This is a genomic window from Gordonia sp. 852002-50816_SCH5313054-c (assembly GCF_001665925.1).
GTDB classification, from domain to species: domain Bacteria; phylum Actinomycetota; class Actinomycetes; order Mycobacteriales; family Mycobacteriaceae; genus Gordonia; species Gordonia jacobaea.
Genome location: NZ_LZTE01000035.1, coordinates 1 through 22,054, shown reverse-complemented (window position 1 = coordinate 22,054; position 22,054 = coordinate 1). Strand labels below are relative to the sequence as shown.

Sequence of the window (22,054 nt, the reverse complement as noted above, 5' to 3'; positions counted from 1 at the left end):
CACACGAAGTTACGGTACCGTAGCTTACGTGAACTCAGCCCTGGTGACCGCTGTCGCCGACCGTCCTCGCCTCCGCGGCGTCATTCATCAGTGGTCGGCATACGTCGCAGTGGTCGCGGGCATCGCTCTGGTCATCGGCGCAGGCTGGCTGCGTGGACCGGGAGCGGCGGTCGCCTGTGCCGTCTACGCGGCAACCGTCGTGGGTCTGTTCGCCACCTCGGCGTCGTATCACCGGATCGCGTGGAAATCGCTGCGCGCACAGATACACATGAAACGTGCCGACCACTCGATGATCTTCGTGTTCATCGCGGGTACGTACACACCCTTCTGTGTGATGGGTCTGCCGAGTCCGATGCGCTGGTGGGTGCTCGGCATCGTCTGGGTCGGCGCGGTCGCCGGAGTCGCACTCAAGATCGCGTGGCCCGGCGCGCCCCGCTGGCTCGGGGTCACGCTCTACATACTGCTCGGGTGGGTCATCATCGCCGTCGCCCCGACTCTGGTCGCACACGTCGGTTGGCTCGTACTGATCCTGCTCGCAGTGGGCGGCGTCTTCTACAGCGTCGGCGGAGTGCTCTACGCACTGCGCTGGCCCAATCCCTGGCCGACGACGTTCGGCCACCACGAGGTGTTCCACGTCTGCACAGCCATCGCGGCGCTACTCCACTACATCGCGGTCTGGCTGGTCGTCGCAGCCTGAGCGCACCTCACCTCCGAGCCGTCGGCCTACTCAGAGCCCCTGCGATCGCAGGTACTCGGCAAGCGCCGTGATGGTCTGCGGATTGCGCGGACCCTCGACGAGCGCCGCATAGGGAAACGAGATGTACCGGCGCTCTCGCACTGCGGTCGTCTGCGCCATCAGCGGCTGCGACTCGAGCTGCCGGATCTTGGCCTCGACTGTGTTCTGCGGCCCTGCACCGTAATCGACAATGACGATGACCTGCGGATCGCGCTGCGCCGCGGCCTCCCACGATGCCGACGTCCAGGAGTCATCGATATCGCCGAAGATGTTGCGTCCGCCGGCTTCGGCGATGATCTGATCCGGTGCGGCGTTCCGACCCGAGGTGAACGGCGTCGGATCGGCGCTGTCGAAGAGGAAGACCCGCGCCGCCGCGGAGGCGGCAGGCGCCCCGGCACGCGCTGCCTCGACCTGCTTGCGATACTCGGCGGTCAGCGTCTCGGCCCGACCACTCACGCCGAAGATCTGCCCGAGATTCGACAGATCCGCGTACAACGCGTCGAGGGGTCGCACGACGCCGCGCTTGGTGGTCCCGGCCTGGCGACAGGCTTCGGTGAGCTGGTACGGCACGGCGCCGGTCGAACGCACCCAGTCGGGGGTGACGCCGGTCGATTCCTTGAACCCGTAGTTCCAGCCGGCGAAGACGAAGTCGGGCCGCGCGGCGGCGATGATCTCCCGCGAGAACGCCGTGCCCAATGATGGTGTCTTCTCGAAATCCGCTCGCCACGGCGATGATTCGATATCGCGCTCTTTGCCCTCGTACGTGGTGTAGCCGGCCATCCGGTCGCCCAACCCGAGCGCGAACATCAGCTCGGTGATCCCGGTGTCGTTGGTCACCGCACGATCGGGCACACCGCTCACCGACAGCGGCGCACCACAATTGGTGACCGTGACCTGTTCCCCTGCTGACTTGGGAGTCGACGACTCGACGTCGGCGCCGCAACCGGAGACCACTGTCATCGCGGCAAGCGCAGACACGACGAATGCGCGCGGTCTGCGAAGTGCTGTCCTGGTCATAGGTGCTGTCATGAGTGCTCTTCCTCGGAGATGGCTTGTGGGACTTGGTCGTCGAAGATGATCTGCGGAACGCCTGTGCGGGGATGGGTGACGACGTACGCACCAACGCCGTACCACTCGGCGATGTTCGCCGCGGTGAGTAGTTCGTCGGGTGGCCCGATGCACGCGATCGTCCCGTCGAGCACAACGGCGAGGGCGGTGCAGTACTGTGCGGCCATGTTGAGGTCGTGCAGCGCCGCGACGACGGTGACCCCGCGTCCGCGCGCCGCACCGAGGATGTCGAACTGATGGCGAATGTCGAGGTGATTGGTCGGCTCGTCGAGGATCAGCACGTTGGGCTCCTGCGCGAATGCGCGCGCAATGAGTACGCGTTGCGCCTCTCCGCCGGAGAGCGTGGTGAACACACGGTCGGCGAACATCTCGACGCCTGCTGTCGCCATGGCCGCCGCGCACACCTCACGATCGCGGGCACGGGCCGCCGCACCCAGTTCGCGGTGCGGTAGCCGTCCCGTCGCGACAACCTCTGCCGCGGTGAAATCGAAGTCGAGCGAGGCTGATTGGGTGAGCGCGGCGACTCGTCGGGCATTCTCCCGCATACTCACCGCACGCACGTCGTGGCCGTCGATTCGTACGCCGCCGCTCGACGGTGCCAGCGCGCGGTACACGCATCGAAGCAGGGTCGACTTCCCGCTGCCGTTCGGGCCGATCACCCCGAGGAACTCTCCGGAGTCGACCATCAACGATGCGTCGCGGATGATGCTGGTGCCATCGATCTCGACCGTGACTCCGTCGTACTCGACAGCACTCATGAGTCGATCCGGGTACGTCGACGTTGCATCAGCCCGAGGAACACCGGCACACCCACGGCCGCCGTGATCGCACCGAGCGGAATCTCCTGCGGCGGAACGACAATGCGCGCCATCAGATCGGCGACGACAAGGAACAGCGCCCCGAGCACCGGCGCGACGAGAATGATCTTACGGTGATCCGCACCGACCACCATGCGGGTCACATGCGGCACGATGAGACCGACGAATCCGATTGCGCCGCAGACAGAGACGATGAACCCGGTCATCAGCGCGGCGATGACGAAGAGCTCGAGCCGAAACCGCGACGCCCGTATGCCGAGCGACGCGGCGACCTCGTCGCCCATCGCCAGCGCATTGAGTTGTCGTGCTCTCGCCGCGACAACACCAATCCCGATGACCACCACCACCGCGACCAACACGACCGAATGCCATGTTGCCGCAGCAAGACTCCCGAGCAGCCAGAACATGACACTCCGCGCGGCATCACCCACCGGACGCAAGAAGATGAGCACGGTGGTCAGAGCCGAGAATCCATATCCGAGAGCGGTTCCCGTCAACACGAGCCGCAGCGGTGTGAGACCTCCACCACGCTGGGCGATTCCGAAGACGAGCAACGTCGCCAGCAGTGCGCCGAGGAATGCCGCGGTCGGCAACGCATAGAGACCGAGCCCCGAGAAGACTCCGAACAGCACTACCGCGGTGGCTCCGACCGACGCACCCGACGAGATCCCGAGCACGTAGGGATCGGCCAGCGGATTGCGCACCATCGCCTGCACGATCACGCCGACGACCGCCAAGCCTGCCCCCACGAGCGCCCCCGTCAATACCCGTGGCACACGCGAGTCGACGACGATCCAGTACGACGCGGCGTCGACCAACGAGACCGATCCCCCGGTGATCGCCGCCCACACCATCCGCAGCGACACAGACCAGCCGATCCCCACGGTTCCGTATGCGACGCCGCACGCTGCTGCCACGACGAGCGCCACACCGCAGCCGATGGCCACGGACACGGGTCGCGTCCAGGTTGCCCGCGGGTTCGCACTGCGCGTCGACATGGCCCGCCCTCCTGATCAGCCCGGAGCGGGTACAGCAGATGTCGCCACGCGCGGTCGACGACGACCGCTGCGAGTTCAACACCGACCATGTCCCGCGAAGTCGATGGGACCGCCTAAGCCAGGCGGCCACGTCGGCAGGTCTTCGGACTTCGGACACGGCACGTGATGTGCCACCTATCGACGATCGCTTCCCGGGCCGCTGACCCAGTGCTGTTGAACGCCTTCGTTTCCGTTACCGCTGCGGGGCAGCTCTGGATTCCCACCAGATTCCCTCTTGGCTCCCACCGACAATCTCGGCTGGAGAACCGACGCCGCTGAAGTCTAGCAACGGTCTCAAATCGGACATATGGCGCATGCGGATTCACGAACTTCACCATCCCATCACCGCGAGGCCGACGGCGGGTAGGACGACGTCCATCCTCTCTTGGTCGGGTGAGGTGTGCCGAGCCATCAGCTACGCGACCTCCGTATCGACGCCGACAAGACCCTGCACGCCGGCACCACCCGCCGACGCTTTCTCACCTGGGCGGGCGTCGCGGCCGGTATCGCAACCGTCCCCGCACTTTTCACCACCGACGCGGCGTCGGCTCCCCCGCCGCGTCGTGGCAGCGACCTGTTCACGCTCCGCGTCGCGTCGGGTGACCCCCTACCCGACGGCATAGTCCTGTGGACACGCCTGGCCGTCGATCCTCTCGCCCGTCGCGGAGGAATGGGCATGCTGCCGGTACCGGTCGAATGGGAGATCGCCGGCGACCCCGGTATGAGGAATGTCGTCGCGCGCGGCGTCGAACTGGCGACGCCGGAGAACGGGCACAGCGTGCACGCCGACGTGCGCGGTCTGCGACCCGCCGCGGACTACTTCTACCGATTCCGCGCGAGCGGCTCCGTCTCGGCGATCGGGCGCACTCGTACAGCTCCGTCGTACGGAAGTCGTCTGAGCGCGATGACTTTTGCATTCGCCTCGTGCCAATCGTGGGCCGACGGCCACTATCCCGCATACGCCGACATGGCGGCACACGCACCGGATGTCGTCTTCCATCTCGGCGACTACATCTACGAAAAGCCCATCCCCGTCGATGGCGGCCGACGCAGGACCGCGGCAACACCTGCGTCGGCACACCGGGAATGCGCGACGCTCGATGACTACCGCGATCGGTATGCGCTCTACAAACTCGACCCCAACCTGCAGGCCGCGCACCGAGTGAGCCCGTTCATCACGATCTTCGACGACCACGAGGTCGACAACAACTGGGCCGCATGGGTTCCCGAGGACGATCAACCCATCCCCGAATTTCTTTCCCGGCGAGCGCAGGCGATGCGCGCGTGGTGGGAGAACACACCGGTGCGTGTCGCGCAGCGGCCCCGCCCCACAACGACGGCCGATCTCTACGACCTGCGTGCCTACCGCCGGTTCAGTTATGGCGATCTCGTCGAGTTCAACGTTCTCGACACCAGGACCTTCCGCAGCGATCAAGCCAACGGCGACAACGACACCGCGCAGAATGCCGCGACCGCAGACCCTCGGCGCACCATCACCGGTGCCGCACAGGAGAAGTGGCTGCTCGACGGGCTGGCCGCGAGCCGTGCCCGCTGGAACGTCCTCGCACATCAGACCACCATCGCCGACCTCGCCCGCCGGAAGAACGGTGAGCGCGCGGCCAGCATGGACGGGTGGAGCGGCTACGAGGCCTCGCGCGCAAGGGTTCTCGATGGCGCTCGTGATCGCGGTGTGCGCAACCTGGTCTCGATCGTCGGCGATATCCACCGCAATGTGGTCTCCGAGCTGCGCTCCACGTATTCGCGACCGTCGGCGACCGTCGGAGTCGAACTCGCGGGCACCTCCATCGCGTCCGGCGCAGACGGCGAGGACAGCGATGCCAGCGACAAACAACTCAAGGCCGCCTCACCCCACATCCGCTTCGGCAACGCTCAGCGGGGCTACGTCCTCAACAGATTGTCGTCCGACCGCTGGGAAGCGGACTATCGAGTGAGCGATTCGATTGCCGCACCGAACGTTTCGCTGCACCGTCGGGCACAGATCACGATTCCGTCGGGCCGGCCGGACATCGACGTGCTCTGACCCGGCTGCTCTGCTCTGTGCGGAATCGTGCCGCTCTGAGCGGAACCGACGTGACCGATGTCGGTCTACCACCGACGATCGGTGCATGACCGATGAACAACGACCACTGCCACTCCGCAAGCGCACCGCGGAAAGCCTTTTCGGGCAACGCATCCTGACACTCGACTCCGCGCTCGACGACGAGATCGGCACGCAACTGTGCTCGCAACTCGTCATGCTCTCCGACGACGATCCTGTCGCCGACATCGCTCTCTGGATCAACTCGCCAGGCGGGTCGGTGCCCGCGATGCTCGCGATCACCGACATCATGCGTCTGATTCCCAACGATGTGATCACCGTCAACCTCGGAATGGCCTACAGTGCAGGACAATTCCTGCTGTGCAACGGCACCCGGGGCAAACGGTTCATCACGCAGCATGCCAAAGTCCTGCTGCACCAGGGATCTGCGGGCATCGGCGGCTACGCACCCGACATCGAACTGCAGGCCGACGACCTGCGCCACGTCCGCGATACCGTGCTGACGATCATCGCCGAGCAGACCGGACAGACCCGCGAGACGATCTTCGACGATTCGCTGCGCGATCACGTCTTCACCGCCTCCGAATCGGTCGACTACGGATTCGTCGACCACATCGTCACCGACATCGCACAGATCCGGCCGTTATCGCCTGCCGCAACAGGTTTCGCGGTGAGCCACGCATGAGTACGTACACCATTCCCAACGTCATCACTCGTACCCCGCAGGGCGAACGGGTCATGGATGTCTACAGCAGGCTGCTCGACGACCGAATCCTTTACCTCGGAACCGAACTCGACGACGGCGTCGCCAATGCGCTCATCGCGCAGATCCTGCACCTAGACTCCGAGAATCCCGACATCCCGATAGAGCTGTACATCAACTCTCCGGGCGCATCGGTGACGGCAACCTTCGCGCTCTACGACACCATGCAGTACTGCCACGCGCCGATCGCCACCACCTGTGTGGGACAGGCACTCTCGTCGACGGCACTACTGCTGGCCGCAGGCACACCTGGCCAGAGGTCGGTACTCCCCCATGCCAGGGTCCTGCTACACCAGCCGTCGGGTCAGGGCCGTGGCACGATCCCAGATCTGATCCTCGCCGCCGAGGAGATCCTGCGGATACGTGAGGAAATAGAACAGGCACTGAGTCGGCACACCGGGCGCGACATCGAGACGCTGCGTCACGACACCGACCGGGACCGTGTGCTGCGGGCCGAGGAGATCGTCGAGTACGGGCTCGCCGATCAGGTCATCGACGCCAGGGCCAGAACGGTTCGGTGATCGTCGGGCGCGCTCTCGACGCGACGGGGTGCACTCTCGACGGTATTGAGCGCCCAGTCGACGGTATTAAGCGCCCGGTCGGCCGACGCCGGTCACGCGGCCAGCGCGACCGGGCCGCGCATGCGCGAGAGCGGCATGATCGGTTGCGTTGCGGTAGGGGTCGAACCGGCGGGGATCGAACGCAGCGTGACGGGGCGGGTCGCCGCGCCTGCCCCGCGTGCCGCACCGACGACACTCTCGACGCGCGCGAGTTCGGCGGCAACCTCGCGAGCGAGATCGAGCAGGCTGAGTTCGAGCGCCCCGGCTACTGCCGCAAGCAACTCCGAGGAGGCGTCCTTGCGGCCACGCTCGATCTCGGACAGATACTGGCTCGAGACGCCCGCTCGGCGCGCGGTCTCGACGAGTCGCTCGCCGCGCTCGTGGCGGTGTCGACGCAGCACGCGCCCGGTGACCTCACGCCAGAGCGGTTCCGGTGACGGCTGGGTGTGCGAGTCGTACCTCGATGCCATGCAGTCGAGCGTAGGTCACCACTGCTGCGGGCAGCCGTCCCTTCTGCTCTGGGCAGAACGGCAACAACAGCAGACCGCGACCCTGCCCGTCAGCTACGCGCGAGGTCGGCGAGCACGCGCGCGCTCGACTCCCAGTCCATGCACTTGTCGGTGACCGACTTGCCGTACACGAGCGGCTGGGCGTCGGGCGACTGCGCACCGGCTTCGAGGAAGCTCTCAAGCATCACGCCACTGATCAACGGAGTGTGTCCCGCGGCGCGACGTGTCCGGATCGACGCCGCGATCTCGGCGGCGACCTGCGCCTGACGGATGTGGTCCTTGCCGGAGTTGGCGTGGCTGCAGTCGATCATGACCCGTGCGGGCAGGCCTGCCTTGTCGAGTGCGGCGACCGCGGATGCGACGGACTCGTCGTCGAAGTTGGGGCCGGTTGTGCCACCACGCAGGATGATGTGGCAGTCCTCGTTGCCCGCCGACTCGACGAGCGCGCCGTGACCGAAGTCGTCGACACCGAAGAACACGTGTTGAGCGGCGGCGGCATTCACTCCGTCGATGGCGACCTGGACGTTGCCGTCGGTGCCGTTCTTGAATCCGATCGGCATCGACAGACCGGATGCGAGCTGGCGGTGCACCTGCGATTCCGTTGTCCGTGCTCCGATGGCACCCCACGCGACGGCGTCGGCGATGTACTGCGGACTCGTCGGCTCGAGGAACTCACATCCGACCGGGAGGCCGAGGTCGATGATGTCGAGCAGCAGCGACCGTGCCGTACGCAGACCGCGCTCGACGTCGAAGGTGCCGTCCATGCCGGGATCGTTGATGAGTCCCTTCCACCCGACCGTGGTGCGCGGCTTCTCGAAGTAGACGCGCATGACGATCTTCAGGCGGTCGGCGTAGTCGTCGGCAAGCGGTGCAAGGCGTCGTGCGTAGTCGAGCGCGGCGATCGGGTCGTGCACCGAGCATGGCCCGACGACCACGAGCAGACGGTCGTCCTGGCCGGCAAGGATCGCGGCGATCTCGTCGCGGTCGGCCTGGACCCGAAGCGCTCGACGGGACGTCAGCGGCAATTCGGCGCGGATGGTGTCCGGCGACGGGATGGACCGGAAGGATCTGACGCGCCGATCGGAGGTGGAGGTCGATTCGGCCTCGTGAGCGGCCGTGGTGGCGAGATCCGGGAGGGTGGTCACTTCTGTGTTGCCTTTCGCGGGTGGTGGCCTGTCTTCTGCGACTGGGACACCCGCTTGCTTTGTCATCGGAGGCCCCTGACATGAGAAAAGCAGCGACCTTTTCGGTCACTGCTCGGGCTCCGGGTTTGTTGACGTGCGACGCAGATTCAGCGCTTCATCGCAGGCTCACCCGGAGCCTCGATAAAGAATCGCCAATAGGCGCGTACGTTGCTGGTCACGTTCGTGAGGTTAGCACGGCTACTCAGCATGGTCGAAGAGTCCCTGCTCAAGAACCCTCCCCGACTCACGGATGCCCCCTGTCGATCAGCTGGCTCAACACGATGATCGACTCACTCCGGTCGACCGGACCCGCCTGCCGGATGCGCTCGAGTGCGTGCTCGAGATGGTGCACATCGCGGGCCATGACACGCAGGATCGCATCGGCCTGACCCGTGATCGTCGCGGCGCTGACCACCTCGTGTATCGGCTCCCACGCGGCGGCCAGCTCCTCCGGCGAGATGTTGCCACGGCAGAAGACCTGTACGTAAGCCTCGGTGGTCCACTGCATCGCCGTCGAATCGATCACGGTGGTGAACCCTTTGATCACGCCCTCGTCGACAAGCCGATCGACCCGACGTTTGACCGCGGGTGCCGACAGACCTACCTCGTCGCCGATCTGTGCGTACGTCGCCCGCGCATCGCGAGCCAGACATTCGAGCACCTTCTCGTCGAGTTCGTCGATCTGACGCAACTTTTCCACCCTTTGCCACCCGTGAATCGAGATAAATTAATCAAATGCGCAATTCTCGTCGATTGTTTGCGCTGCACGCTGACGATACCGTCGAATTATGACGCTGACGAGTCCACGGTTGACTGCGCCCACCGAACGCACCCCACGTACCCGCACCTATGCGATGACCCCTCCTTCCCACTACACGGTCACCTACTCGATCAACCCGTGGATGGACCCGTCCGTCCCCGTCGACGCAGAACTAGCCATGGCGCAATGGGAGTCGCTGCGTGACATCTACCGATCCCTCGGCCACTCCGTCGCACTCGTCGACGCCCAACCAGGTCTGCCCGACATGGTCTATGCCGCCAACGGCGGACTCGTCGTCGACGGAAAGGCCGTGGCAGCACGGTTCCTGCACCCCGAGCGCGCGCCGGAAGGCGAGCACTACACGGCATGGTTACACACCTGCGGCGCCGACGCTGTGCATGAGACCGTCGGCGTGCAGGAGGGCGAAGGCGACTTCCTCCTCGTCGGTCGACGCATCCTGGCGGGAACCGGGTTTCGCACACACCCCGACACTCACGCCGAAGTCGCTTCGATCACGGGACTTCCGGTTGTCGGTCTCGAACTGATCGATCCGCGCTTCTACCACCTCGACACAGCACTCGGCGTGCTCGACGACGACACGATCGCCTACTTCCCCGACGCCTTCTCACCCGCGTCGCGCGCCGTACTAGCCGACCTCTATCCCGACGCGATCATCGCCACCGAATCCGACGCCGTCGTCCTCGGACTGAACCTCGTTTCCGACGGTCGCCACGTGGTGATGACCGATGCCGCACCGGGATTGGAGTCACGCCTGCGCGACGCAGGCTACCTACCGATCACCGTCGACCTCTCCGAACTCCTCAAAGGCGGCGGTGGCGTCAAATGCTGCACGCTAGAATTGCGGCTACCAGCGACGTCGGACGAGAACACCATGCACACGCTTGTCGAACCCCATGTGGCACACAACTATTCACCGCTGCCGGTCACTGCGGCGACCGCTGAGGGAGCGTGGATCACCGACGTCGACGGCAGGCGTTACCTCGACGCGCTCGGCGCCTACTCCGCGGTCAACTTCGGCCACCGCAACCCCGAGATCGTCGCGGCCGCAAAGGCACAACTCGATCGCGTCACGCTCACCAGTCGCGCGTTCGGCTCCGACGCACTCGAACCGTTCTGCGCGGCGCTCGCCGAACTGTGCGGCAAGGAGATGGTGCTTCCGATGAACACCGGCGCCGAGGCCGTCGAATCTGCACTCAAGGTGGCCCGCAAGTGGGGATACGACGTGAAAGGCGTTGCACCGGGACACGCGACGGTCATCGTGGCGGGCGGCAACTTCCACGGCCGCACGATCAGCATCGTGAGTTTCAGCGACGACGAGGACGCGCGCGGCGGATTCGGGCCATTCACACCGGGTTTCACGCGTGTGCCGTTCGGTGACGCCGCCGCGCTTGCCGACGCCATCGACGACACCACGGTCGCCGTGCTGATCGAACCGATCCAGGGCGAGGCCGGCATCATCGTCCCGCCCGACGACTACCTGCCCGAGGTCCGTCGACTCTGCACCGAGAACAACGTGCTGATGATCGCCGACGAAATCCAGTCGGGTCTCGGTCGGACCGGCACGACGTTCGCATGTGAGCACTGGGGCGTGGTGCCCGACGTCTACACACTCGGCAAGGCACTCGGCGGAGGTGTACTCCCGGTGTCGGCCGTGGTTGCCGACCGAGATGTGCTCGGAGTGCTCCACCCCGGACAGCACGGCTCGACGTTCGGTGGAAACCCTCTCGCGGCTGCCGTCGGGCACACCGTTGTCCGCATGCTCGCCGAGGGCACCTGGCAGGCACGCGCAGCCGAACTCGGCGAACACCTCCACGCCCGCCTGCGCGAACTCGTCGGACACGGCGTCATCGCCGTCCGCGGCAAAGGACTGTGGGCAGGCATCGACATCGACCCGGACCTCGGCACAGGCAAAGAACTCTGCCTGCGTCTCGCCGCACGCGGCGTACTCGCCAAGGACACCCACGGTTCGACGATCCGCCTCGCACCACCGATCGTCGTCACGCACGACGAGATCGACTGGCTCGTCGACCGATTCGCGGACGCGCTGAGCAGCTGAGCGCTGCTCGTCACGCACCGATCGCAGCGACATGCACACAGAATTACTGCGGTCACTTCGAGGACGCCACTAGCATCGGAAACATGACCGACCCTCGGCACGACGCCACCCACCACGTGCTCCTCATCCGCCACGGACAGACCGAATGGTCGCTGACAGACCGGCACACCGGCCGCACCGACATCGATCTGACCCCGAAGGGCGAGGAGGACGCGCGAGCGCTGAAAGGGATCGAGAACCGCTCGGGACTCACCGATCCGTGGGTCATGGCGTCGCCCCGGAAACGCGCCCAGCGCACCGCACAGCTCGCCGGACTGCACGTCGACGAGACCAGCGAGCTGTTCGCCGAGTGGGACTACGGCGACTACGAGGGCCTGACCCGCGCTCAGATCCACGAGCGCTACGACCCCGACTGGACGATCTGGACCGGCGGCGGCCGCAACGGCGAGTCCGTCTCCGACATGACAACGCGTGTCGACGCCGCCGTCGACCACGTCGAGGAGCGTTTCGAGAAGTCCGACGTCATCGTGGTCTCGCACGGACACTTCTCGCGGTCGTTCATCTGCCGATTTCTCGGGTGGCCGATCAGCCAGGGCGCCAACATCGACCTGCGCCCGGCGGGCAGCGCACTGTTGAGCGATCACGCGGGTGATCGACGGCTCGTCGAGCTACGCGGACCCGAAGGCGCACGCCCGCGCACCGGCTCCCTGTGACCCCATCGACGGCGCTGGTACTCGGTGGTGGTGGCCTGCTCGGCATCGGTTGGATGACAGGTGTTCTGGCCGCGCTCGAGGAATCCAGCGCTCTGGTCGCGGCCGACGCCGACGTCGTCATCGGAACGTCGGCAGGTTCGGCGACTGGGGCTGCCGTGCTCCAATCCGGCTCGGCATCCACTCTTTTCGAGTCCATGACGCGTAAGTCGCGCCGCAACGCGGAGCTGACGCCGACGGGCGATCTGGCCGCACCGATGCAGGCCTTCGCGTCTATCGCCGCATCAACCGCGCCCGATCCCGAACGCGCGCAACGTTTTGTCGCATTGTCGGATGCGCTGTCGACGGCCGATCCTCACGCACGCCGTGACGCCGTCGAGTCGAGATTGTCCGGAACGACCTGGCCAATCGCCTTGCGGGTCACGGCACTACGATCCGATGGCCGACTCGTGGTCTTCGGGTCGGACTCGGGCGTCGATCTCGTCGATGCGGTGACCGCGAGCTGCGCGGTACCCGGAATCTGGCCGACGGTCACCATCGACGGGGCGACCTACGTCGACGGCGGCTCGTTGAGCCCCACCAACGCACACCTCGCCGAGGACGTCGAGCGCGTCGTCGTTCTCGCGCCGATGGTCGACGATCCGGCGATGGCTCGGCCCGATATCGCAGCGGTTCTGGAGAGGGCCACAGTCATTTCGCCGTCGCCCACCACGCTGAGCCGCTCCGGCGACAACCCCTTCGATCCCGACATCCGCGGCCTGGCATCGGTTCTCGGCTACGACGACGGGCTCGAGGCACTCTCACTGCTGCGCTGAACGTGTCCGCTCGCTCGGACAGTCGCCGCGTACACGAATCGTCAGGTCGCCGCTGATCTGGCCAGCGAAGCGGCCAGATCGTCCGCGTCGACCACCGGGAGGTCGCACACCGTGCCGCGGCAGACGTAAGCGGCGTCGTGGCCCTTGACCGGCCCGCGGCCGTCGAGCAGGGGCTGCGAGTCGCGCGCACCCGATACGACGATCGCTCCACCGGGCGCGAGTCGTCGTGCCGCCGTGGCCAATTCGCCTGCGCTGCGGGAGTCTTCGGCGATCGCGACCTGGATCGGCCCATCCTGGCGCGCCTCGGCAACGGCAAGCCAGTGCCCCGCTGAACGGGGCACTTTGGCCAAGAGCACGCTGCCACGCGTCAACGTCTCGTCGACGATGCTCGCGTAACGGGTCGCGGGACCCATCCGCGCGAGGGCCGACGCGATGAGCGCGGCCTCGGCCACGAGCGAGGCACCCGACGGTGTCGCACCGTCTGCCGGATCCCGGGGCCGCGCGATGAGTGTTCCCTGCGCGGCGTCGAACCAGGCTCCCGCCTCGTCGGGGTCGGCGAACGTCTCGATCGTCGAGTCGAGCAACGCCAAACCCTTTTCACACCAACTCGTTTCGCCCGTGACCTGGTAGACGGTCAGCATCGCGGTGACCAGTGCAGCGTGGTCGTCGAGTGCGGCCACCGGCACACCGACAACTCCGCCGAGAGATGAGCGCCGCAGTTGTCCGTCGACGAGATGAGTGTCGACGAGCTCGGTCAAGACCTCGACGGCCAGTTCCACCCAGTCGGGATGATCCAGAGCCGCGCCGGCCTCGGCGAGTGCGGTGACCGCCATGGCATTCCACCCCGTCACCACCTTGTCGTCGCGCGGGGGTTGCGGGCGCGACGCCCGCGCAGTGAGGAGTCGACGCCTGACGTCCGCGTACCTGTCGGTGTCTTCAGGGTCGGTGCGCAGCTGCAGCGTCGACGCACCGTGCTCGAAGGTTCCCGCCTCTGTGACGCCGAAAAGCGCTGCGGCCCACTCGCCGTCCTCGTCACCGAGAACCTCGCGCAACTGGGCGGGAGTCCACACGTAGGTCGAGCCCTCGACGCCTGCGGCATCGGCGTCGAGCGACGAGGCGAACCCGCCGACGACACGCAGATCCCGACGCAGGAAGTCGACGATCTCCTCGGCGATCCGGCCGGGCAGCGGGTCGTCGACGATTCTCGCGAGATGTCCGTACACGCGCAGCAACTGGGCGTTGTCGTAGAGCATCTTCTCGAAATGCGGTACCACCCAGTCGTTGTCGACCGCATACCGCGAGAAGCCACCGCCGAGTTGGTCGTAGATTCCACCACGGGCCATCGCATCGGTTGTGCGCATCACGGCTTGCAGAGGCGCGGCGTCGGCTGACCGCTCGTAGTGCCGCAGCAGACCTTCGAGCAACGCGGACGGTGGAAACTTCGGCGCCCCACCGAATCCACCCGAGACCCGGTCCTCGTCGCCGAGCACGGTGGTGACCGCGTAGTCGAGGAGCCGTTCATCGACGTCGACACCACCCGCCGGAAGTGCGGACGCGGCGTCGGACAAGGCTTCTCGGACACGTGAACCCATCGACTCGATCTCGCTGCGCCGCGTCGTCCACGCCTGCGTCACAGCTGAGAGGATCTGCCGGAACGACGGCATTCCGCCGCGAGGGGTGTCGGGAAAGTACGTGCCGCAATAGAAGGGCTCACCAGACGGGGCGAGAAAGCACGTCATCGGCCAGCCGCCCTGGCGAGTCATCGCGACCGTCGCGTTCATATAGATCGCGTCGATGTCCGGACGTTCTTCGCGGTCGACCTTGATGCAGACGAAGTCGCGGTTCATCTGCGCGGCGGTGTCTGCGTCCTCGAAGGACTCGTGCGCCATCACGTGACACCAGTGGCATGCCGCATAACCCACCGAGAGCAATACCGGGACGTCGCGCCGAACCGACTCCTCGAGCGCGGCGTCGGACCACTCACGCCAGTCGACGGGATTGTCAGCGTGCTGCCGGAGGTAGGGGCTCGACGATTCGCTCAGTTGATTCGGCATATCCGATCCGCTCCGTCGCGAGAGTCGTTTGGGGTCCCTGCTACCGGTCGAACTACGAGGTCAGGTGCCGCCGGAGTCCCGTCGCACCGCGGGGTCGGCGGTGGTGTCGGCGCTGACCGAGACCCCGTTTCCGGTTCCCGTCGCCGTGGCGCGGCCTTCTGCCTGTGCGGCTCGCTCGGAGTCGCTATCCGCAACACCAGCACCGGCCGCGTCGGTGCCCTCGTCGAAGGCCTGGTCGGCTTCGGGATGGTTGGCGTCGAACGACTTCGGCAGCTTGCGGAGTTGCTTGTTCATCGAGCGGATCAGCAAGGCGGTGCCAATGAGCAGCACCACGATCACCAGCAGACCGATCGGCGAGGCCTTGCCGAACTCGGGTCCCTGAGGTTGCTGTGCGGCCAACACCGCGATTGTCGAGAACGTCATGACGTCGCCTGCTCCCCAACCCCGACGGCTTCGTCGTCGAGCGATACACCTGTGAACAGGTCTGTTTCCGGAATCGCGGTGGTCACCCGCGTCTGCGCCAACTCGTACTCCTCGGTGGGCCAGAGTCGCTGCTGCCACTCGAGCGGGACCGCGAAGAACATGCCGTTGGGATCAATCTGTGTCGCGTGCGCACGCAGTGCGTCGTCGCGCTGCGGGAAGTACTCCGCGCATTCGACCTGGGTGGTCACGCGTCCCATGAGATCGCCGCGACTGGGATCCCACTTGGAGAGCCACTCGGCAAATGGACTCTCCTGGCCGCTCTTCTCGAACTCCTCGGAGAACAGCACCATGCGGTCCCGGATGAATCCGTGCGTGTAATACAGCTTCGACACCGTCCACGGCTCGCCCGCGTCGGGGAAAGCCGCCGGGTCGCCCGCGGCCTCGAACGCCGCCACCGACACCTTGTGGCACATGATGTGGTCGGGATGGGGATATCCACCGTGCTCGTCGTAGGTGATCATCACGTGCGGGCGGAACTCGCGGACCAGCTCAACCAGCTTCTCCGTCGGCACCTCGACCGGCAACGTCGCAAACGAGCCCTCCGGCAGCGGAGGCAACGGGTCGCCTTCCGGCAGGCCTGAGTCGACGTAGCCGAGCCACGTCTGCTCGACGCCGAGCGCAGCGGCAGCTTTCGCCATCTCCTCTTTGCGGACCTCGGTCATCCGCTCCTTGATCCCGGGACGATCCATCGCCGGGTTCAAGATGTCGCCGCGTTCGCCACCGGTGAGGGTCACGATGAGGACTTCGTTGCCCTCCGCGGCGTATTTGGCCGATGTGGCCGCGCCCTTGCTCGACTCGTCGTCGGGATGGGCATGCACTGCCATCAGACGGTAGCCACCCTGCGTGCGCGATTCGGTCACGGTTCCTCGCCTTCGGATACGTACTCCTCTCATGGTAGGTATTGACCCGTGAACAGTTCAGACGGGGGCACGCCGCAGGAACCCGACCTGCACAAACAACCGCGTAGCGGACCGCGTGCCACCTATCCCGTCGCACAGTCGGCCCGGAGTCGGCGCCTGTGGTTCATCGCATCGGCAGTCACGGTTGTGGTCCTCGGTGTGATCCTGGCCGCAATCGGCTACAACAAGTTCGCCGATCCCGATGTCAGCGGACAGGCGACCGGCTACGAGATCCTCGACGACTCATCGGTCGCCGTGCTGTACACGGTGACCCGCAAGGACCCGACCCAGCCGGTGGCATGCGTTGTCCGCGCCAGGGTCAAGGACGGCTCGGAGGCGGGGCGTCGTGAGGTTCTCGTACCGCCGGGCACCCAGCAGCAGGGACTGCGCACCGTCATCAAGACGTCCGGGCCGCCGGTCATCGGTGAGGTCTTCGGCTGCAGCACCGACGTACCCGCATACCTGACCTCCTCCGCGTCGTGACAGAAGAGCGTCCCGCGCCGACGTCGGCCACCCCAGACGGTGACCGCGGCGTACGCGACGCGCCGGGTAAACACGACAAGAGGGGAAGACCGGACAAGGCGGTCTTCGCCCGCCTGAGCAGCCCGTATTTCCCCGCATTGGTGGCGCTGTTCATCGGCGTCATGCTCATCAGCAACATCACCGGCACCAAGGGTGTCGTGTTGTTCGACAGTTGGCTCCACCTCGACGTCGGCCCCATCCACATGAACGGCCTGGTCACCGACGGCGCTTTTTACCTCTTTCCGTTGGCATACGTCCTGGGCGACGTGATCAGCGAGGTCTACGGATTCAAGGCGATGCGCCGGACGATCCTCGCGGGCTTCGCCGTCCTCCTCTTGGCGTCACTGTGTTTCTGGGCGACCATCCACCTGCCCGCTGCCGACTTCTACGACGGCCAAGAAGCGTTCACACGCGTAGCCGGAGTGGTGCCGCAGTTCTTACTCGCCGGGTTGGCCGGCTACCTCGCAGGCGAGTTCCTCAACTCGTTCGTGCTCGTCAAGATGAAGCAACGCGCGGGCGAAAAGCGACTGTGGGCACGGCTACTCGGCTCAACCGTGGTCGGAGAATTCGCCGACACACTCGTGTTCTGTTCGATTGCCGCATCCGCCCTGGGAATTTCGACGTGGGGCGACTTCATCAATTACACCGCCGTCGGATTCATTTGGAAAACGCTCGTCGAAATCCTCGTCATGCCGATCACCTACGGTGTCGTCGCATGGCTGAAACGATCTGAACCCAGCTACCAGCAGGCCCTCGCCGAGGTCAACACGACCGACGTGTGATGTGCCACATCCGTCTGGATTTGGTATCCTGACTGAATACACGGCTCCGAGAGGGGTCGTGTTGCTGCATTTAGAGCAGGCCCACACGTGCTACCGCGTGTGACATAACCAAGCACGTGCGCGCATGAAGCATGTGGGCAAACCAAGCATTTACAGCAGTCCATGTGTCCCGATTCGGGACAGTGCCCCGGTTCAGACATTGCCGGGGAGCGGACAACACAAAGGAGTGACCGATGACCGACACCCAGGTGACCTGGCTGACCCAGGAGTCGCACGACCGCCTCAAGAGCGAGCTCGACTCTCTGATCGCCAACCGTCCGGTCATTGCTGCCGAGATCAACGAGCGTCGCGAAGAGGGCGACCTCAAGGAGAACGGCGGCTACCACGCCGCCCGCGAGGAGCAGGGCCAGCAGGAAGCCCGTATCCGACAGCTCCAGGAGTTGCTCAACAACGCGAAGGTCGGCGAGGCCCCGACACAGTCCGGCGTCGCACTGCCCGGTTCCGTCGTCACCGTGTACTACGACGGCGACAAGAGCGACGAAGAGACCTTCCTCATCGCCACCCGCGAAGAGGCACAGGCAGGCAAGCTCGAGACCTATTCGCCGAGCTCGCCGCTCGGCTCCGCACTGATCGACGCCAAGGTCGGCGACACCCGCGAATACACCGTGCCCAACGGCTCGGTGGTGAAGGTGACGCTCGTCAAGGCCGAGCCGTACCACAGCTGACCCCCTACGGGACCACAGCAGGCTGAAAGGTTGCTGCGGGTTGCGGATTCCGCAGCCCACAGCAACCTTTCGTCGTATCTCACCGCGAGGTGATCAGTTCAGACGCACCTTCACGCCACCCGAGAACATCGAGTCGTGCAGCTCGATGGTCGTCGGCGTCGCATCCTTCGGCATGTCGAAGACGACCTTGGCATCGACGGTGTTGCCCGGATTGATGTTGTCCCACACCGGAATGTCGGAGCCGCCGAGGGCGATCTGCGCGGAGGTGCTGGGTTCAAAACTGCGACCCTGGTCGTCGACGAGCTTCTGATCCGACGGCGAGAAGCTCTGCGGCTCCTTGCTCGTGTTCTGCACCGTCATCGAGACAACCACGAACTGCCCCTGCGCCTGCTCGGTCAGATAGGGATTGTCGCCGACACTCGACAGACCCTTCTCCACTCCCGTCACGACAAACTCGAACTTGCCGTCGCGCACAGGAGTATTGAGTCCTGCTGCGCCGCTGTCCTTTTCCGCACCAGCGTTCTTCTGTTCGGCACCCTGCTGCGACGACCCTGCCGACGTCGAGTTCGACGACGAATCCGAGTCCGACCCGCCCCCCGACACCGCAACGATGATCACGATCAACACCACCAGCGCACCGAGAATCCACGGCCACTTGCGCCGCTTCTTGGGCGGCTGATTGACCGGCTGGCCGCCGGGGCCCTGAGGCGGAAAGCCGTACTGCGGCACCGTGTTCGGTGCTCCGGCAAACTGCCCGGCACCGGTCTGCGGGTACGCGTACTGGGGCGCGCCCGACTGGGGCACACCGGACTGGGGCGCATTCGACTGGGGCGCGCCCGACTGGGGCGCATTCGGAGGGTTCGTCATTGGTCTTCCTTCGTTCGCGACGCCGTACGTTCGGCGACGAAGGGGACTCTATGGATCGACTCCGACAAAAACGGCCGTGTAGTGCGTCGTCTGAACGGGTGAATCCGAGTGCTCCGCGGAGCAACCGCAAGCTCGTACCCTATCTGAGACGTGTTTGACCAAAACGTCTCGCGCGGGTGTTTCGCGATGCTAAGACTCAGGAATGAAAACGCGCATCACTCTGCGCCGAGTCGGGGTCGTCGCCGCTGCCGTGGCCGTCGGACTGCTGACCTCGGTTTCGACACCCACACTCGCCGACGCCGCCCCCGCGCCGCTCGCGTACGTCAACCTCGGAGACAGCTACTCCGCGGGTTCCGGTGTATCCCCCACCGCGCCGGACAAACCCGGCAGTTGCACGCAGTCGAGCAACAACTTCTCACACGTGATCGCACGCCGCAATGGCTTCTCACTCAAGGACGTCAGTTGCGGTGGCGCACAGACCAAAGACTTCTTCACTCGCCAATACCCTGACGTCGCACCACAATTGCGCGCCCTACGGCCCACCACACAACTGGTCACCCTGATGATCGGAGGCAACGACGGCAACGTCTTCGCCGGCACCGTCGCGAAGTGTGTCGCAGCAGGAGTCGCCACAGGTTTCCGCGGCACGCCGTGCAAAGACCAGTACGGCTCGTCGGTGACACGCGAGATCCAGACCGCGACCTACCCGAAGATCGTGCACGCGCTCAAGGCAATTCGCGCGAAGTCGCCCAGGGCCCGCGTCGCGATCGTCAGCTACCCGCTCATCATGCCCGCGACCGCGCAGGCGTGCCCCAATCTGCCTGTCGCCGCCGGCGATCTGCCTTATGCGCACGGAATCCAGACCGCACTCAACGACGCCGTGAAGCGCGCGGCCACGACAACCGGGGTGACCTTCGTCGACGCCACCACACCGTCGATCGGCCACGATGGTTGCAAGCCGGTGGGCGTGCGCTGGGTTGAACCGATCTTCGGCACCGTCCAGCCGATCCCCGTGCATCCCAACGCGCTTGGCGAGCGCGAGATGGCGGGCATCGTCAGCCGGACGCTCGGCCTCGCGCGGTAACCAGCCCGGCATCTACCACGAACATGTGTGTCGTATCGAAGGAGTTGGGTGCTGCAGCACCCAACTCCTTCGATTAGGTCCACATCTAGGTCTACTCCACGTCGCACTCGGACTCACGCCGCGTCGTCGCGGCGGATGGTGAGCGCTCCCGACTCGTCACCTACGTGAATGTCGCTGCGCCCCAACATAACTCCCAAGCGGTCGAGCATCTGGAAGAGCGGTGTGCCCGACGGCGCGTCCGACATGTCGTCGCACGGTTCGACGCTGTAGTTGGCCACCTCGGTCAGCAGCGACAGTCGCCATGCCTCGCCGCGCAGTGGCTGCAGGTCGCGACTGCGGGTCAGCGGCTGCACCTCGAACGACCCGCACGTCGTCGTATCCTCCTTCGTGCACGCTCCACCGAGCCCGATGTCGGCGAACTCGGCGTGCGACCACCACAGCACACCATCGACGTCGACGGTCGGCGTGATGACACCGTTGGGTAGGGGTCCCTCCGTCATACGTGTCAGAGGCTTCTCGAAGACGAGGAGCCCCGCGCTGCCCAATTCGGGCAACACTCGAATGCTTGCACCGCCGTCCGCAGACCTCGCCTCGCTGGCGACCGACTCGGGCACCCAGATCGGCGAGACCCTCGAGAGAACTTCGACGGACGTATCGGCGCGGCCGAGGAGTCCGCGCAGCAGCTTGTACAGGTCGACGCTCTCGATGTAGTCCTCGGCGAGATCGGCGCATTCGTCCTCGGTGAGTGCCAGACGTCCCTCTCGGTACTGTTCGAATCGCGCTATCGCGTGGAGCATCCGCACGCCGACCGGACGTATGTACGCCGCCCACTCCTCGGCGAGTCCGTGGAAGGCGTCGACGAGCGCGGCCTGAACGTCGGGCATGCCCGTCGCCGCCCACGGGATCTGATTGAGCCGTCGCCCGGTGGCGGCGTGATAATGCCGATCGCTGCCGGTGGTGCCGTTGCGCGTGCGGCCGACAGTTGGCTTGCGTGACTTGTGATTTCGTCTCCCCATGCGCTGCACGCTAGGCGCGGTCACGACCGGAGTCACCGCGCCCATCCACAGGCAAGCCACACATCGCTTCGGACCACAGGTTATCCACAGCTTGGCCCCAGACCATCGCTAACCTGCGGGTTCATCGTGTAGTCAGAGCATTCAACCATCCAAAGGAGGACGGACCATGAAGATGCACAAGCAGCCAACCCCCGACGTTCCGCTCGTCGTCCTCGACGACGACGCACTCGTTGCCCACTACGCCAAGACCCTGTTCGACGAGGGCACGCCGGTTGCTGTCGTCAGCAGCAACTACTACGACGTCGTGCCGTTCATGTTGCGCAACAACGGACACACGGTCGCGCTGGTCGCCGACGTCGACGACACCACGCAACTGGCAGAGGCGATCTTGATCGTCGAGCAGCGTCTCGGGCACGTCGCAGCGGTGATCCGCTACGAGACCGATCTCGGAGCTTGTCAAGATGTTTGTGTAAGAACGTGACTCCTGATTTTTGTGTGCTTGCTGTTGCGGTCTAGGTGAGGTGGG

23 protein-coding genes and 1 riboswitch are annotated in these 22,054 nt (G+C 65.5%); of the genes, 12 read left to right on the top strand and 11 right to left on the bottom strand.

The window, feature by feature from the left end; all coding sequences use genetic code 11:
• Window positions 1-28 precede the first annotated feature (28 nt).
• A complete protein-coding gene (gene trhA, locus A5788_RS08550; RefSeq protein WP_064869574.1) occupies window positions 29-697 on the top strand; it encodes a PAQR family membrane homeostasis protein TrhA in 669 nt (222 codons plus the stop codon).
• 30 nt (window positions 698-727) lie between these two features.
• Here trhA and A5788_RS08545 read toward each other — a convergent pair whose 3' ends face one another.
• Genes A5788_RS08545 through A5788_RS08535 form a run of 3 tightly spaced genes read right to left on the bottom strand, consistent with a single transcriptional unit; the run spans window position 728 to window position 3,620 of the window.
• On the bottom strand, window positions 728-1,765 hold the full coding sequence (locus tag A5788_RS08545) for an ABC transporter substrate-binding protein (RefSeq protein WP_442902882.1): 1,038 nt from the start codon (window positions 1,763-1,765) through the stop codon (window positions 728-730).
• Window positions 1,762-2,562, bottom strand: a complete 801-nt coding sequence (locus tag A5788_RS08540) for an ABC transporter ATP-binding protein (RefSeq protein WP_064869578.1) — start codon at window positions 2,560-2,562, stop codon at window positions 1,762-1,764. The genes A5788_RS08545 and A5788_RS08540 overlap by 4 nt, the downstream gene beginning before the upstream one ends.
• Complete coding sequence (locus A5788_RS08535) at window positions 2,559-3,620, bottom strand: FecCD family ABC transporter permease (RefSeq protein WP_049699662.1); 1,062 nt, start codon at window positions 3,618-3,620, stop codon at window positions 2,559-2,561. The genes A5788_RS08540 and A5788_RS08535 overlap by 4 nt, the downstream gene beginning before the upstream one ends.
• Before the next feature lie 116 nt (window positions 3,621-3,736).
• Window positions 3,737-3,945, bottom strand: a riboswitch (cobalamin riboswitch).
• 114 nt (window positions 3,946-4,059) lie between these two features.
• Here A5788_RS08535 and A5788_RS08530 point away from each other — a divergent pair.
• The 3 genes from A5788_RS08530 (at window position 4,060) to A5788_RS08520 (ending at window position 7,002) form a co-directional block, all read left to right on the top strand.
• The gene (locus A5788_RS08530) at window positions 4,060-5,700 is read left to right on the top strand and encodes an alkaline phosphatase D family protein (RefSeq protein ID WP_064869579.1); all 1,641 of its coding nucleotides are present in this window, start codon (window positions 4,060-4,062) and stop codon (window positions 5,698-5,700) included.
• 85 nt (window positions 5,701-5,785) lie between these two features.
• Window positions 5,786-6,403 carry a ClpP family protease gene (locus A5788_RS08525; protein WP_064869581.1) on the top strand — a complete coding sequence of 206 codons (618 nt, stop codon included), beginning with the start codon at window positions 5,786-5,788 and terminating at the stop codon, window positions 6,401-6,403.
• Complete coding sequence (locus A5788_RS08520) at window positions 6,400-7,002, top strand: ClpP family protease (RefSeq protein ID WP_049699665.1); 603 nt, start codon at window positions 6,400-6,402, stop codon at window positions 7,000-7,002. Before A5788_RS08525 ends, A5788_RS08520 begins: the two co-directional genes overlap by 4 nt.
• Window positions 7,003-7,094: 92 nt before the next feature.
• Here the strand turns inward: A5788_RS08520 and A5788_RS08515 are convergent, their stop codons facing one another.
• The 3 genes from A5788_RS08515 to A5788_RS08505 all read right to left on the bottom strand — a co-directional run bounded on the left by A5788_RS08515 (window position 7,095) and on the right by A5788_RS08505 (window position 9,425).
• Entirely contained in the window at window positions 7,095-7,511 is a 417-nt protein-coding gene (locus A5788_RS08515) for a helix-turn-helix domain-containing protein (RefSeq protein WP_064869582.1), read from the bottom strand.
• A gap of 89 nt (window positions 7,512-7,600) precedes the next feature.
• Complete coding sequence (locus tag A5788_RS08510) at window positions 7,601-8,695, bottom strand: 3-deoxy-7-phosphoheptulonate synthase (protein WP_064869584.1); 1,095 nt, start codon at window positions 8,693-8,695, stop codon at window positions 7,601-7,603.
• Between the two features lie 283 nt (window positions 8,696-8,978).
• Entirely contained in the window at window positions 8,979-9,425 is a 447-nt protein-coding gene (locus tag A5788_RS08505; RefSeq protein WP_039993353.1) for an Lrp/AsnC family transcriptional regulator, read from the bottom strand.
• Between the two features lie 97 nt (window positions 9,426-9,522).
• On the opposite strand from A5788_RS08505, the gene rocD reads away from it, so the two are divergent.
• From rocD to A5788_RS08490, 3 genes are all read left to right on the top strand, one after another.
• Window positions 9,523-11,571, top strand: a complete 2,049-nt coding sequence (rocD, locus tag A5788_RS24430) for an ornithine--oxo-acid transaminase (RefSeq protein ID WP_082937932.1) — start codon at window positions 9,523-9,525, stop codon at window positions 11,569-11,571.
• An 83-nt stretch (window positions 11,572-11,654) separates the two neighbouring features.
• On the top strand, window positions 11,655-12,284 hold the full coding sequence (locus A5788_RS08495; RefSeq protein WP_049699668.1) for a histidine phosphatase family protein: 630 nt from the start codon (window positions 11,655-11,657) through the stop codon (window positions 12,282-12,284).
• A complete protein-coding gene (locus tag A5788_RS08490) occupies window positions 12,281-13,096 on the top strand; it encodes a patatin-like phospholipase family protein (RefSeq protein WP_082937933.1) in 816 nt (271 codons plus the stop codon). Before A5788_RS08495 ends, A5788_RS08490 begins: the two co-directional genes overlap by 4 nt.
• Window positions 13,097-13,137: 41 nt before the next feature.
• On the opposite strand, the gene A5788_RS08485 is transcribed toward A5788_RS08490, so the two are convergent.
• The 3 genes from A5788_RS08485 to mca are packed head-to-tail and all read right to left on the bottom strand — an operon-like array spanning window position 13,138 to window position 16,526.
• Entirely contained in the window at window positions 13,138-15,150 is a 2,013-nt protein-coding gene (locus A5788_RS08485) for a thioredoxin domain-containing protein (RefSeq protein ID WP_064869585.1), read from the bottom strand.
• 60 nt (window positions 15,151-15,210) lie between these two features.
• Complete coding sequence (locus A5788_RS08480; protein WP_049699670.1) at window positions 15,211-15,573, bottom strand: hypothetical protein; 363 nt, start codon at window positions 15,571-15,573, stop codon at window positions 15,211-15,213.
• Complete coding sequence (gene mca, locus A5788_RS08475) at window positions 15,570-16,526, bottom strand: mycothiol conjugate amidase Mca (protein ID WP_064869586.1); 957 nt, start codon at window positions 16,524-16,526, stop codon at window positions 15,570-15,572. Before mca ends, A5788_RS08480 begins: the two co-directional genes overlap by 4 nt.
• Before the next feature lie 15 nt (window positions 16,527-16,541).
• Here mca and A5788_RS08470 point away from each other — a divergent pair, with 15 nt between their 5' ends.
• The 3 genes from A5788_RS08470 (at window position 16,542) to greA (ending at window position 18,561) form a co-directional block, all read left to right on the top strand.
• Entirely contained in the window at window positions 16,542-17,015 is a 474-nt protein-coding gene (locus tag A5788_RS08470; protein ID WP_064869588.1) for a DUF4307 domain-containing protein, read from the top strand.
• Window positions 17,016-17,128: 113 nt separating this feature from the next.
• The gene (locus tag A5788_RS08465; RefSeq protein WP_064869615.1) at window positions 17,129-17,836 is read left to right on the top strand and encodes a queuosine precursor transporter; all 708 of its coding nucleotides are present in this window, start codon (window positions 17,129-17,131) and stop codon (window positions 17,834-17,836) included.
• Between the two features lie 233 nt (window positions 17,837-18,069).
• Window positions 18,070-18,561, top strand: a complete 492-nt coding sequence (greA, locus tag A5788_RS08460) for a transcription elongation factor GreA (RefSeq protein ID WP_049699673.1) — start codon at window positions 18,070-18,072, stop codon at window positions 18,559-18,561.
• Between the two features lie 93 nt (window positions 18,562-18,654).
• Here greA and A5788_RS08455 read toward each other — a convergent pair whose 3' ends face one another.
• Complete coding sequence (locus A5788_RS08455) at window positions 18,655-19,428, bottom strand: DUF4352 domain-containing protein (RefSeq protein ID WP_064869590.1); 774 nt, start codon at window positions 19,426-19,428, stop codon at window positions 18,655-18,657.
• 202 nt (window positions 19,429-19,630) lie between these two features.
• Between A5788_RS08455 and A5788_RS08450 the strand changes: the two genes are divergently transcribed.
• Entirely contained in the window at window positions 19,631-20,512 is an 882-nt protein-coding gene (locus A5788_RS08450; protein WP_064869592.1) for an SGNH/GDSL hydrolase family protein, read from the top strand.
• Window positions 20,513-20,625: 113 nt separating this feature from the next.
• On the opposite strand, the gene A5788_RS08445 is transcribed toward A5788_RS08450, so the two are convergent.
• Window positions 20,626-21,528, bottom strand: a complete 903-nt coding sequence (locus A5788_RS08445; protein WP_231894163.1) for a hypothetical protein — start codon at window positions 21,526-21,528, stop codon at window positions 20,626-20,628.
• 166 nt (window positions 21,529-21,694) lie between these two features.
• Here A5788_RS08445 and A5788_RS08440 point away from each other — a divergent pair, with 166 nt between their 5' ends.
• A complete protein-coding gene (locus A5788_RS08440; protein ID WP_197494503.1) occupies window positions 21,695-22,009 on the top strand; it encodes a hypothetical protein in 315 nt (104 codons plus the stop codon).
• Window positions 22,010-22,054 lie beyond the last annotated feature (45 nt).